The organism is Desulfoferrobacter suflitae (genome assembly GCF_022603395.1).
Lineage (GTDB): Bacteria > Desulfobacterota > Syntrophobacteria > Syntrophobacterales > Syntrophobacteraceae > Desulfoferrobacter > Desulfoferrobacter suflitae.
This window is the reverse complement of sequence record NZ_JAIBKA010000008.1, coordinates 214,946-228,163: the sequence shown is the minus strand read 5'-3', so window position 1 is coordinate 228,163 and position 13,218 is coordinate 214,946. Positions and strand designations below refer to the sequence as shown.

Sequence of the window (13,218 nt, the reverse complement as noted above, 5' to 3'; positions counted from 1 at the left end):
GAAAGAGGATTTTTTCAGCCCTTGTTTTTTTTGTACTCCAGTAGTCGCTCTTCTCACCTCCCGCCTTTCTGCCCGGCCCTCGCAATCCAGCGTGGCGGCCGCGCCGGAGACATCCCAATTTCACATTGACCCACCGGCAAATCTTTGCTAAACATTTTCCAACTTTTCCCGTTTGATTGCATTTTTGATTTTTATGAAGCTTGTGAGTAATGAGGGATAGCATATGTTTGGGGCAGGCCAGTTGTTATGTGCAGAACTGAAACGCAGCGTCGCCAGCATGTTGCCGTGGGACATCCCCTGGTACGATCCGAGTCATGCCGTATTTTTCGCAGCCCTTTACGGAGCTCTCTCAGTCATCGGATTAGGCGTGCTGACCGCAGTTCTGATGACGCTAAAGCGGCTCAGGCAAGAAGATAAAGGGGGGCACCACTAGGGCCACAACCACCTGGCGGGATCTCTGCGGGAACACGGTGCCATGAACGATGCATGTCTTGGGTGGGTGGCCGTGACACGGGGGTGGCCCGCCATTCAGACATGGCGGCCGCACAGTGCTGCAGGCAACCTGCCGGCATGAGCTTGCAAGCCCGTGCAGGGTCGGGTTTTTTCAGCCATTGACTGAGCTGAAGCTCAGTGCAGAGCTTGCGTAGCGAACCATAGTTTCCGGAACCCCGTTTCTGCATTTCGACAGTCCGCGCTTTTATCCCCATCACTGCCCGTATCTATCCAGTCGAGCCATTGTATCATTAAGGGAGCGCCGCGCGCTAGGGCAGAACTGAGCGCCGATATCCGGAGAATAGGCCTCGGCCCACCCCCGGAGGTTTCCCGTTTTGACGGTATTTTATCCGGATAATAAAGGGTTACGGGCGAATCTGCTGAATTTCGACGTTGATGATTCACGTAGGAGGAATGAGTGGACCCTAAAGTTTTCCGCGAGTACGACATACGAGGCATAGTCGATCAAGAAATCGAGGACCGTGATGTAGTTCTTCTCGGTAAGGCCTTCGCAACCTATATGGCTGGCGAGCAGAAGCGACGGGTGGTGGTGGGCAGAGATTGCCGGCTGAGCTCAGAACGCTACCGGAAATTGTTGGTAGACGGCCTCCTGGCTGCGGGCATGGAAGTGGTTGATGTCGGTTTGTGTCCGACCCCGGTGTTCTATTTTGCCATACGTCAGCTGCAGGCACAGGGGGGGATCATGATCACTGCCAGCCACAATCCCCCCGAATACAACGGCTTTAAGGTGTGCAACGGGTTCGATACGATTTCCGGAGCGGAAATCCAAAAACTGCGCGGCGTCATGGAAGGTGATCATTTTGTGTCAGGTAACGGACGTCTGAGCCGATTTGACGTCATCACGCCCTATGTGGAGTTTGTCGTTCAAAACATTCGGCTCGGGAACCGGCTGCGGGTCGGGGTGGATGCCGGCAATGCCACCGCCGGGCCGCTCGCGGTGCCGATCCTGGAAAAACTGGGATGCGAAGTGCACCCACTCTACTGCGACATGGACGGCACCTTTCCCAACCATGAACCGGATCCAACGGTGCTGGAGAATCTTCAGGACTTGATTGGTCTGGTCAAAGAGAAACAGCTCGATGTGGGCATTGCCTACGACGGCGATTCGGATCGACTGGGCGTTGTCAATCATTTGGGCGAAGTGGTCTACGGGGATAAGCTGATGGTCATTTTTGCCCGCGAAATTCTGGCGCGGCGACCGGGATCGACCTTCATTTCCGAGGTTAAATGTTCCAAGACCCTGTATGACGATATAGAACAACGTGGCGGCAGGGCCATCATGTGGCGCACCGGCCATTCTCTCATCAAGGCAAAAATGCGCGAGGAGGATGCCGTTTTGGCGGGTGAGATGAGCGGGCACATGTTCTTCAAGGACCGCTACTTTGGTTACGATGACGGTATTTATGCCTCCTGCCGGCTGCTCGAAATCCTGTCCAACAGCGGTAAAACAATTCCCCAGCTGTTGGAAGGAATTCCCGTTACTGAAACAACTCCCGAAATCAGGGTCGCGTGCCCTGACGAGATCAAATTTGATGTGGTCGCCAGAGCCACACGGTTTTTCAAGGCTGAAGGGTATGACGTCATTGACGTGGATGGCGCCCGTATAGTCTTTCCCGACGGCTGGGGGCTGGTGCGCGCTTCCAATACTCAACCGGTGCTGGTGCTGCGCTATGAGGCGCAAACACCCGGGCGCCTTGAAGAAATACGCAAGTTGGTGGAAAACACCATTGCCGACATCAAGCGGTGCTGACGTGTGACGGTCATGCCTTGGTAATTTTAGCGCGGCCATCCTGGATATTTCGGGTGGCATTGCGTGTATCGATCACCAGCGGCGCATGACGCACGATCCATTCATAGTCGTAAGCCGAGTGATCCGTCAGTATGAGGATCGCATCCATGGTTTTCAGCAGTTCTTCGGTCAATGGTGCCGACTCCATATCGAACTGGTGTTTACGGCCCGGTTTGAGTTTCGGAATGTGCGGATCGTTGTACTGGACCTGGGCTCCACGTTCCAGAAGCAACTGCATGACCGCATAGGAAGGGGATTCACGGTCATCGTCAATGTCCTTTTTGTAGGCAACTCCCAGTACCAGAATTTTGGCGCCGTTGAGGCACTTGCGCTCGGCGTTGAGCGCTTCGTTGGTTCGTTCCAGCACGTAATACGGCATGGACACATTGACTTCTCCGGCCAGCTGGATGAAACGCGGGGTGAGGTCATATTCGCGCGCTTTCCAGGAAAGATAAAAGGGGTCGATGGGAATGCAGTGCCCCCCCAGGCCGGGTCCGGGTTGAAAGGGGGTGAAACCGAAAGGTTTGGTCGAAGCGGCTTCGATCACTTCCCAAATATCGATATTCATTCTTTGGGCGAGTATCTTGAGTTCGTTGACCAGTGCGATATTGACGCTTCGGTAAATGTTTTCAAGCAGTTTGCTCAGTTCTGCGACGCGTGTGGATGAAACCGGAACCACCTGGGATATGGCATGCCGGTAAAGTTGGCCGGCGTGTTCCCGGCAGGCGGGGGTGATGCCGCCAACCACTTTGGGGATGTTACCGGTGTGATAGTTCTTGTTTCCCGGGTCTTCCCGTTCGGGCGAAAAGGCGAGGAAGTAGTCTCGGCCGACTTGCAGTCCGGTTTGCTGAAACCTGGCAAGCAACAGTTCTTCGGTGGTTCCCGGATAGGTTGTGCTTTCGAGAATGATCAGCTGCCCTGGTCGCAGGTGAGTTGCAATGGTTTCGGTGGTGTTGATAATGAAGCGCAGGTCGGGCTCCAGTTTCTCCGTCAGCGGGGTGGGAACGCAGATGAGAATGCAGTCCGCTTCCCTCAGTCGTTCAAAACTGATGGTCACGTCCAGCTGTTTTTGCTTCAAGAACCTGCTGACGGGCTCCATGGGGATATGCTTGATGTAGCTCTGGCCATGCAATAGAGAATTGATTTTGCGGGTGTCGATATCGAAGCCGATCAGAGGAAATCCGGCCTGGCCGAATCGGATCAATAACGGCAGCCCGACGTAACCGAGACCAATAATGCCGACCGTCGCCTGTTTCTTTTGAATTTTGTCAAACAATTCAGACATGATATACATAATCCTCGTAATAATGGTTCAGCGTGCAAGGGGAGAAAGCAATTCCCCTGTAGCTTGGGTCCATTCATCATTTGAATTGACGCAAGCTTGACTCAAGACCGAACTGTCACGGCCCTCGGTCCCGGAATGTTTCCCATAAAAGCCACCAATAACCTCATTTTGTCAAGGGAGCAGTTGGATTGCTATGCAAAATATGCGCACAAAGGTCGGCTGTCTGATCACCGGCGCAGCAGGGTTTGTCGGGAGTCATCTGGCGGAATGTCTCCTCGCGATGAATTTTCAAGTGGTTGGCATAGACAATTTTTTTTCCGGCCGACGAGACAATATGCGCTCTTTTGCTGACAGCCGGGATTTTTATTTTTACGAGGCATCCATCACCGAGCGCAACCTCATGAGAAAACTCAAGCGGTGGCACCCGGAACTGCGCTACTGTTTCCATCTGGCTGCCGTGGTCAGTGTCCCCTACTCGGTGGAGCATGAAGATGAAACCATGGGCATCAATCTTACGGCGACGCAGGCTTTGGTTAAAGAGTCGCGGGAGCTCGACTTCACCGCCTTCGTATTTGCCGGTTCCGCCGCAGAATACGGCCGTGACCCGCGCTTGCCTCTGAAAGAAGATTACGCTACAGCTGCAACGCGGCACACCAGCCCGTACGGTCGTTCAAAGTTCCTCGCTTCGCGCGATGTTGCGCAAAGCCCCAATGGAATTGCGCTGCGCTGTTTCAACATCTACGGCCCCCGCCAGGATCCCGCAAGCCCTTACAGCGGAGTGGTTTCCCGTTTCCTGGCTGCGGCCCTGGCCGGGCAGTCGCTGACTATCCTGGGGGATGGGCAGCAAACGAGAGATTTCATTTACGTATCCGATGTGGTGGACGCCTACCTGCATGCCGCCGGCCTCAACAGGCGGCCTGCATCGCCATTAAACGGCGTCTATAATGTGGGAACCGGTGAGGCCGTCAGCATCCTCACTCTGGCCAGAACCACGCTGCAGCTGACCAATGGGTCAGAGGCACCGGCATTTCTGCCCGAGCGCCCCGGCGATATTCGTCATTCCCTGGCTGATATCGAGCAGTTCAAGGCGGTGTCGGGGTGGAGCCCGAAAGTCTCCTTGCCTTTGGGGCTGCGCAAGACTCTGGAATGGTTCGGCCGCCACACACCCCCCGAATGCTGAGAAAAGTTACTGTGATTTTAGACTTTTATCAAAGCTTTTTTTGGAGTAGAATAAAAATTATCCAGCGCGCCGGCACTTGTTCCCGCATTGCGGCAGATGATAAAATGCGCCACGGGAGAGGTAAAATTTCGCGGACAAGGTGCATGGGGAAAGGGGAAATGGCGACCGCCTTGAACGGTGAATTTCCATCGGGCACGGTAGGTGAGTGGATTCTGCCTGCAACACTAGTCAGATCTGTATGATGAGAAACATTCTGGTCATAAACGAAGATGCTTCCTGGCGAAAATCCCTTCACCAGGCACTGTCTCCTCCGCATGCCGTCAGCTACTGGCCCGACGGCAAGAGCCTCGATCAATTGTTGCGGCGGACCCAGTACGACGCGATCCTCCTGAGTATTCAACTACAGCAGGAAGACGGTTTCAAATTACTCAGTTGGTTAAGAAACGTAGCCGAGCATATTCCGGTGATCGTCACCAGTGAAGTTGAACAGTCCGAGCTGATAGTGAAAGCGGTGAAAGAGGGGGCCTTTGACTTCATTTCCAAGCCGTTTGCTGCCGAGAAGATCGGCTTGGTGATCGAGCGTGCCCTGGAAACCCGCGGCCTGAAGAACGAGATTGATTATTTGCGCAGAAGACAGGACGTCGTCTATGACTTTAACGGGATCGTAGCCGTCAGCCCGGCGATGAAAAGGGTGATGAGCACCATAAAGAAATTTGCCAACACCGATTCAACGATTTTAATCACCGGGGAGACGGGCACCGGCAAGAGCTTTCTTTCCGGCAGTATCCATTTCAACAGTACCCGGTGCAAGAAACCCTTCATCAATATCAACTGTGCTAACATTCATGAGACGTTACTGGAAAGTGAGCTTTTCGGCCACGAAAAGGGCGCGTTCACCGGAGCCAACAAAACGCGCATCGGTCGCTTGGAGCAGGGTAACGGGGGGACGGTTTTCCTGGACGAAATAGGTGAAATGAGCCTCGCTCTACAATCGAAATTTTTGCGGGTTTTGGAAGGGAAATCGTTTGAGCGGTTGGGCGGAAATCAAACGATTCACTCGGATGTGAGGATCATTGCGGCAACCAACAAAGTTCTTGAAGAAGAAGTGCACGGCGGCAACTTTCGGGAAGATCTCTACTACCGCATCAACGTGCTGCGGATTCATCTTCCGTCTCTGCGAGAACGCCGCGAATGTATTCAGCCCTTGGCCAACAGGCTGCTGGAAAAGGCCTGTTCGACACTGCACAAGAAGCTCGTTGGGTTTTCTCCCGAGGTTATCTCGATTTTCAAAGATTATTCCTGGCCCGGTAACATACGTCAACTGGCCAACACCATAGAGAGGGCGGCGATACTGGAGGAAAGTCCGGTTATTACCAAAGAAAATGTGCTTTTGAGCGAGCTTGGCAGGGTGGCGGCAACCGCCGTGTCTCCCCCACCGATCGGATCCTTGGAGTCCAACGAGAGGGAAGCCATTCTGAAGGCACTGGAGGAATGTTCCTGGATTCAAAAAGAAGCCGCACAAAGACTCGGCATCAGTCCCAGAGCTCTGAACTACAAGATCAAGAAGATGGGCATCACGCATCCCCGCTGGCTGAAACACAGATGAGGGGCGCTGAAACCCTCAGGAGGACATTCGACACGGTCCGTAAGAAATGCTCAGGGGGTCTTCCAGGGTCGGATCACCGGGGATGAGCGATGTGCGCACATTAAAATCGGCTCCCTTGAATTGCACGAAGACCTCTTCACTTTCGTAATCGACCAGGTTAAGGCATTCCTCGCTAATCCCGCGAATGAAGTCCAGCAGACTTTTTCTGAAGCCGGCTATGAGATCGGCGTCAAGCATCCAGTGCTCAATGTCCCCTTCCACTTCGATTTCGTAATGGGTACGTTTTGCCAGTTCATCCACCGCCATGCGAAAACTAAGGTCAATATCGCCAAAAGGCGTCATGACATGTTTTTCCACATCGCCCGACTGGTTCACTTTGGTTGAAAGGACCACAAAGGGTACTGATAATGAAACGGTTTTCATCGCCACCCCGCGCCTGGTAGTTGTCGCCATTGAATTCGCTGTGATGCAAAGGGTACTGCCGTTTGCGAACCGTATTCCTGGAACAGGCGTTGTCCTGTGGGCAGATGCTTGCGTAATCCGGAGGCGGGTTGCCGCACTCCTTCCGGGTAAAGGCCGCCCGGCAGAAGATGGATGCATTTAATATGCCAGTACCGGTTAACCTGCCTCTCGACCGGCACCGGCAGGGTACCGGCGGGCAGGTTCCCTGCTGAGCCCCCGTCCATTGAAGCACGCTGCCCGGTCCTGCCGGCAGGTCAACGTCCCTTGCATTGCCTTACTCCTCTCCCGCGCCCGCCATCTTTGAACTGCCGCTGCTTCGTTGAATTACGTTATTACCAAATGGTAATGTATGAACGCGCCGTCATCCGGCCTCACCTGCACTTCCACAGGGTTGCGTGAAACGCTCACGCGAAGCGTTACCGCAATTCCCGGAGCACCCCATGAAATCATTGGTACACTATTTGCTCTAATCCGAAGTGACGTCTGACGATTCGTTCTTTGACCATCCATAGGAGCTTGAAAAGGGCAAACTACTCGAAAGGGTAGGACGCAAAGCCACTGGCCTAAGTCCCGTTTGCCGGGGATAAGGTCGCAGGGTTGCCGGGCTGATTGCAGCACCTCCACAGGCTGGATCAGGCACGGCCACAATGACGGGGGTGCTGTCATGCTGTGGGATAATTCTGTAAAAAATCATGTAAAAGTTCAGCCACAATCGCTTAATCTCTTCCTGGTTTTTGCCCTTGCTTTGCTCACCTTCGGTGTCACCCTCACCGGTTATGCCCATGCAGGCCGGGTAACTCTTGCCTGGGATGCAAACGACGATGCAAATGTCGCCGGCTACAAACTCTATTATGGCAACTCGAGCCAGCAATACCAGTTCAGTGTCGATGTGGGTAACGTGACGACATACTCCATTGAAAACCTGCCGGATGGGGAAAAATTTTATTTTGCGGCAACGGCCTACGATTATTCGAGCCATGAGAGCGATTTTTCCCAGGAAGTCTCTTGCGTGGTGAACAATCAGGCTCCGCTGGCGGATGCCGGGCCCGACCAGACACTGCGCAGCGGCAGTGAAGTGACGCTGAGCGCGGCCAATTCCAGCGATCCCGACGGGGGAGTCCTTTCCTATGAGTGGACCCAAACCGGGGGGAGCAGCGTGGTCCTGTCGGATTATTATGCAGCGGAAGTTGTGTTTATTGCCCCGGACGTCGGACCCGCCGGTGAATCTTTGACGTTCAGCGTGCAGGTGACCGATGAGTGGGGGGCCAAGTCACAGGCCGGCTGTACGGTCACCGTCGTTTCCGCCAATCTGCCGCCCGTGGCGGATGCCGGGTCGCAACAGGATGTTCAGGAGTTGGAAATAGTCCGGTTGAATGGTATGGCTTCCAAAGATCCAGACGATGGAATAGATTCATACCGTTGGTCACAGGTTTCGGGGCCTGCCGTAACCCTGTGGGATACCGATTTGCCCGAGGCCGGGTTTGTTGCTCCGGACGTCGGACCGGAAGGTGCTTCGTTGGAGTTTAAGCTCACCGTTAAAGATGTGAGCGGTCTCGAATCGAGCGACACATGCCTGGTCAACGTGGTCTGGGTCAACGCGGCCCCTGTTGCCGACGTCGGCTCCGATCAGCAGGTCTACGCCGGAAATACGGCAGTACTGGATGGTTCTGGTTCGACCGACCCGGATGATGGAATTGCCTCCTACCAATGGCGCCAAACAAACGGTCCGCCGGTCGTTTTGACCGGTCAGAACAGTGCTCGGGCCTCATTTGAAGCGCCTGCGTTCAACCCTGTGTTGACCACTTTGTCGTTCGAGCTCCTGGTAACGGATCATGGCGGCTTGAAGTCAGCCCGGAGTTGCAACGTTTATGTCAGGAAACATTTGGGCAACCTGAAAAAAATCAAGTGATAACGTGAGTTTGTTTTCGCCCATTCGGTCGCGCCCGGGAACCTCCCCCGGAATACCGGCCTTACGTCATTCCGAGGCTGCCGTGGGTGTGGTCACGCGAAGAAAAAACCGTCTGTTGCCTGCCTTCCGCTTCAAACAAATACATTCTGGAAAGGTCAAAGCGCACATTGAGGAGAGTGCCTGTGGCGGCTTCTGCGTACCTCGTGTCGTCCGTCAGAAGCGCCAAATCCTGATGCTCCGCGCACACCTGCAGCACCAGCCGACTCCCCAGAGGCTCGACAGAAAGCAATCGGCAGCGCACCTGATAATCTTCTCTGTCAGCATGAATCGCGATATGCTCAGGTCTGATGCCCAGTAAGTATTGCTTTGCCGCCAGGTGACGCCCTCGTTTCACTTCGCTCAGCGGAAACTTCTGCCGGCCCATGCGAATCCACCAGGAGTCCGCTGCTTCAACCAGATCAACGGCCAACAAATTCATGGGAGGCGAGCCGATAAACCTGGCGACGAAGGCATTGGCCGGCCGGTCATAGAGTTCTCCCGGGGCCCCCACCTGCTCTATGCCTCCATCCTTCATGAGGGCTATGCGATGGCCCAGGCTCATGGCCTCCACCTGATCATGCGTGACATACACTGTGGTTACCCCCATCTGCCGTTGCAGAGCCTTGAGCTCGATGCGGGTGGCCGTGCGCAACTGGGCATCCAGGTTGGATAGCGGCTCATCCAGTAAAAAAATGCTCGGTTGCCGCACAATGGCCCGCCCGATGGCGGTTCGTTGCCGCTGACCGCCACTCAGTTCGCCCGGTTTGGCTCTGAGCAGATGTGCTATGCCAAGCATCGATGCGACTCTCTGCACCGATTCTTCTATCTGCCGGCGGGCTTGGCCGGCGATCCTGAGGGGGAAAGCGATGTTTTCAAATACGCTCATGTGAGGGTAGAGAGCATAGCTTTGAAACACCATGGCCACATTTCTTTCCTTGGGAGTCAGAAAAACGTTGCCGCCTCCCGAGGCCACAAGTTTTTCACCGAACCGGATCTCTCCCCGACTGGGTCTCTCCAGACCGGCGATGAGGTTGAGCAGAGTGGATTTTCCGCATCCGCTTGGACCGAGCAATACGAAAAATTCACTCTCGCTGGTCTCGAGATCGATGTTGCGGACCGCCGATATGCTGCCGCGAGCGGTCTCAAAGTTTTTTGACAGGTCAATCAGGTGTAATTTCAACCTTTCAACGCTCCTCGAGTCAGACCCTGAATGATATGTCGCTGAAAAACCAGGGATAACAACACCAGCGGTAGAGCGCTCAGTGAAGAGGCGGCCATGATGTTTCCCCACGGAGTCTGGCCATGCAGACCCTGGAACAGGGCAATACCGACCGGAATGGTGCGGGCCTGGTAGTCGGTGGTCAGCATAAGCGCAAACATGAATTCGTTGAACGCGAATATGAAGGCCAGCAGGGCTGTGGAAAAAATACCCGGAGCGGCTACCGGGAACACGATCTTGTACATAACCTGCCAGCGCGAACAACCGTCAATCAATCCGGCATTGTCCAGATCCTGCGGAATCTGAGCGAAGTAGCTCACCAAAATCCACACGCACAGCGGTAAAGTCCAGGCGATATAAGGCAGGATCAAGGCCGCATAGGTATTGACCCAGCCCAGTTCGGCCATGAGTTTGAACAGACAGCTTATGAGACTGATCTGCGGGAACAGGGAAACCGCCAGTACAAGCAGCAGGATAAGCAACTTGCCCGGGACTTTCAGCCGTGTGAAGGCATATGCGGCGAGCCCGGCGATCAAGATGGAAAAGACCGCGCTCAGTGCTGAAACGATCAGGCTGTTCTGCAGGTAGTCCAAAAAGTGCAGGGAAGGGGTGGTCAAGATGGCGTGATAGTTTTTCAAGGTGAACGAGAAGCTGCTTGCCGCCGACAGAAAGTGAGGATTGGAGCTGCAACTGACAACCACCATGTAGACAAACGGGGCCAGGCAGAAAGTCAGCATGAAGAGGGACCCGGCAACCGTCAGCAAAAATTTTATGGTTTGTTCCTTCATCTCAGGTCCTCACCGAAACGCCCAATTTTTACGTATGTGACGGATAAAACCAGGGCGACGGCAAAGAGGACCACTGAAACTGCGGAGCCGTAGCCGAAGTCCCCGATCAGGAAGTAATTGTAGCCATACAGGGAGAGAGAGGTGGTGGATCCGCCGGGCCCGCCATGGGTCAGCACATAAACGATGTCAAAAACCCTGAGGGCATCCACGCTGCGGAAGATCAGGGCGACAATGATCGCGGGTTTGATCAGGGGAAGAGTGATCGTGGTGAATCGCCGGAAAAAATTGGCGCCATCCACCTCGGCCTGTCGATACAAGTCTTCGGGTATTGCCGAAAGCCCGGCGAGTAGAATTATGGCGACAAACGGCGTGGTCTTCCATGCATCCGCGCAGACCAATGAGGTGAACGCCCCCAGTTCACTTCCCAGCCAATTGATCGGGGTCGATGAAAGCCCGAGCCTGATCCACAGAAAGTTGGCGAGTCCGTAATTGTAATTGTATATGAGCTCCCAGGTGCGCGCCGATACGGCCGCCGGAATGGCCCACGGTATGAGTACGCAGGCGCGCAGCAGGCCGCGCGCCGCCGTCTTTTCATTGAGCAGCAGGGCAAAGGTCAGTCCCAGAACAATCTCCAGGGGCACCGAAACCAAAACGAACAGCAGGGTGAATGCAAACGACTGCCAAAATCCCGGATTCCGAACCATCCACCGATAGTTTTCAAATCCCGCAAACCTGGCGGGCAGAAAAGTCACCTCGAGATACAGGCTGTCGACTATGGCTCCGATCACCGGCACCAGGATGAAAAGGACGAGAAAACCCGTCAACGGCAGCAGAAAAACGGCAGTGGTTCGCAACTCCGGGAAACGGTAACTTTTCATTCAGTGTCTCGCTGGTCGGTTGGTGTGATACCGCTGAACAATTCTTTGCGCTTCTTTTTGGGCTGCTTCAAGGGCCGCCTGCGGTTCCAGTTTGCCGGCCAGAGCGGCATTCAAGTAGCGCTGCAGGACTGCTGAAAGCTGCGTGTAGTAGGGTACTGTCGGCCTCGGGCGAGCGTTTTGAAACACTTCTTCCAATCGTTTGAGATGCGGCATGTTTCTCAGCACCTCGGGGTCGCTGTACAGATCCCTTCGGCCGGGATTCCAGCCCAGCTTCAGTGCCATTTGTTTCTGCGTGTCGTAGGAAAGCAGAAATGCAACCAGTTTCCATGCCAGCCCCTTTTGGTCTGAGAATCGGGATATCCCCACATGCCATCCTCCCAAAGTTGACACGCTTTGTCCGCCTGGAAAGTGAGGCAACGGTGCAATGGCGGTCACTCCCCTCACTCTGGAATCGGCCTGTTGATGCAGAGGCCAGGCATACGGCCAGTTCCTCTCAAAAAGGGCGTTGCCCTGCTGAAACGTTTCACGCACCTGTTCTTCGCGCATTTCGGTATAGGTGCTGGGGGGTGAAAGTCGATACCGGTGAATCAAATCACGCATGAAACGAAGGGCTTCCAGGTTTGCCCGGTGATTCAGGAGAATTTTCCCGTTCTGCAGAAAAATTCCCCCTCCGTTGGAACCTGCAAATTCGAGAAAATTGCATATCAGCCCCTCATACTGGGCCCCCTGCCAGACGAATCCGTGGAAGCCGGGTTGGGCTTTGATCATTGTGTTCTGAGCCCGCGATGCGTATGCTGCCAGTTGTTGCCAGGTCGCCGGGGGGTGCGAGACGCCCAGATCATCGAGCAGGTCGCTTCGGTAGTAGAGCAGCCCCGCGTCGACATAGACCGGAAGGGCGATCAGATGTTCGTGATATCTGTCCGCAAGATTCAGGATGTTGGAAAAATAGGTGTCAAGATCCAAGCGATCTTCGGCGGCATATTCATCCAGCGGCGCCAGCCACCCGGAAGCTGCAAATTGCGCAATCCACACCACATCCATCAGGAAGACATCGGGATCACTTGTCCCGGCCTCGAGGGCCACAACCAATCCCTGGCGTCTCTGATCCGTGTCGGTGGGCTGTCTCAAAAAGTCCACCCGGATATTGGTCTGAGCCTCGAATTGCTCCACAAGAGATTGCCAGAAGTCCAATTCCGCCGGAGCGCCTCCCACCGACAGGGTGATGCCGTTTTCCGGGTGGGTGCAGCCGGCGGCAAGCAACACGCCGATCACGCAGCAGATGGTCGCTATGATCTTCATGGTGCGGTGGCCGGGTTGATCGACAGGGTAAGAAGGGAAGGGGCGTTTTTCACAGCGCGGCTCCCGGTAATCTGCAGTGGGGTGCTTATGCATCAAGCAAAAAACTAAGACAAAACGATCCGGCTTGTCAACACAAGCCGGAACTCCACCAGCATATTATGCTTTTCGGGTTTTCCCGCGCACAGGGCAAGAATTCCGATAGCAGGACTGAACACTAAAGCGAGGGCGAGACGGCCATGGGGATTGTTCCG

General features: G+C 54.7%; 11 protein-coding genes and 1 riboswitch. Of the genes, 5 read left to right on the top strand and 6 right to left on the bottom strand.

The window, feature by feature from the left end; translation table 11 throughout:
* Positions 1 to 223 precede the first annotated feature (223 nt).
* Positions 224 to 433: a hypothetical protein gene (locus K1V27_RS15310; protein WP_258930921.1), complete on the top strand. Its 210-nt coding sequence runs from the start codon at positions 224 to 226 to the stop codon at positions 431 to 433.
* A gap of 477 nt (positions 434 to 910) precedes the next feature.
* Positions 911 to 2,263: a phosphomannomutase/phosphoglucomutase gene (locus tag K1V27_RS15305; protein ID WP_258930920.1), complete on the top strand. Its 1,353-nt coding sequence runs from the start codon at positions 911 to 913 to the stop codon at positions 2,261 to 2,263.
* 10 nt (positions 2,264 to 2,273) lie between these two features.
* On the opposite strand, the gene K1V27_RS15300 is transcribed toward K1V27_RS15305, so the two are convergent.
* The gene (locus K1V27_RS15300; RefSeq protein WP_353740585.1) at positions 2,274 to 3,596 is read right to left on the bottom strand and encodes a nucleotide sugar dehydrogenase; all 1,323 of its coding nucleotides are present in this window, start codon (positions 3,594 to 3,596) and stop codon (positions 2,274 to 2,276) included.
* Positions 3,597 to 3,789: 193 nt separating this feature from the next.
* Here K1V27_RS15300 and K1V27_RS15295 point away from each other — a divergent pair, with 193 nt between their 5' ends.
* Positions 3,790 to 4,767, top strand: coding sequence for an NAD-dependent epimerase/dehydratase family protein (locus tag K1V27_RS15295; RefSeq protein WP_258930918.1), 978 nt, complete (start codon positions 3,790 to 3,792; stop codon positions 4,765 to 4,767).
* A gap of 238 nt (positions 4,768 to 5,005) precedes the next feature.
* Positions 5,006 to 6,373, top strand: coding sequence for a sigma-54-dependent transcriptional regulator (locus K1V27_RS15290; RefSeq protein WP_258930917.1), 1,368 nt, complete (start codon positions 5,006 to 5,008; stop codon positions 6,371 to 6,373).
* Positions 6,374 to 6,388: 15 nt separating this feature from the next.
* On the opposite strand, the gene K1V27_RS15285 is transcribed toward K1V27_RS15290, so the two are convergent.
* Positions 6,389 to 6,796: a hypothetical protein gene (locus K1V27_RS15285; RefSeq protein WP_258930916.1), complete on the bottom strand. Its 408-nt coding sequence runs from the start codon at positions 6,794 to 6,796 to the stop codon at positions 6,389 to 6,391.
* A gap of 553 nt (positions 6,797 to 7,349) precedes the next feature.
* A riboswitch (cyclic di-GMP riboswitch) is annotated at positions 7,350 to 7,440 on the top strand.
* 59 nt (positions 7,441 to 7,499) lie between these two features.
* On the opposite strand from K1V27_RS15285, the gene K1V27_RS15280 reads away from it, so the two are divergent.
* Entirely contained in the window at positions 7,500 to 8,744 is a 1,245-nt protein-coding gene (locus tag K1V27_RS15280; protein WP_258930915.1) for a fibronectin type III domain-containing protein, read from the top strand.
* 61 nt (positions 8,745 to 8,805) lie between these two features.
* Here the strand turns inward: K1V27_RS15280 and K1V27_RS15275 are convergent, their stop codons facing one another.
* Genes K1V27_RS15275 through K1V27_RS15260 form a run of 4 tightly spaced genes read right to left on the bottom strand, consistent with a single transcriptional unit; the run spans position 8,806 to position 13,060 of the window.
* Positions 8,806 to 9,963, bottom strand: a complete 1,158-nt coding sequence (locus K1V27_RS15275; protein WP_258930914.1) for an ABC transporter ATP-binding protein — start codon at positions 9,961 to 9,963, stop codon at positions 8,806 to 8,808.
* A complete protein-coding gene (locus K1V27_RS15270) occupies positions 9,960 to 10,790 on the bottom strand; it encodes a carbohydrate ABC transporter permease (RefSeq protein WP_258930913.1) in 831 nt (276 codons plus the stop codon). Before K1V27_RS15270 ends, K1V27_RS15275 begins: the two co-directional genes overlap by 4 nt.
* The gene (locus tag K1V27_RS15265) at positions 10,787 to 11,668 is read right to left on the bottom strand and encodes a carbohydrate ABC transporter permease (RefSeq protein WP_258930912.1); all 882 of its coding nucleotides are present in this window, start codon (positions 11,666 to 11,668) and stop codon (positions 10,787 to 10,789) included. The genes K1V27_RS15270 and K1V27_RS15265 overlap by 4 nt, the downstream gene beginning before the upstream one ends.
* Complete coding sequence (locus K1V27_RS15260; protein ID WP_258930911.1) at positions 11,669 to 13,060, bottom strand: ABC transporter substrate-binding protein; 1,392 nt, start codon at positions 13,058 to 13,060, stop codon at positions 11,669 to 11,671.
* Positions 13,061 to 13,218 lie beyond the last annotated feature (158 nt).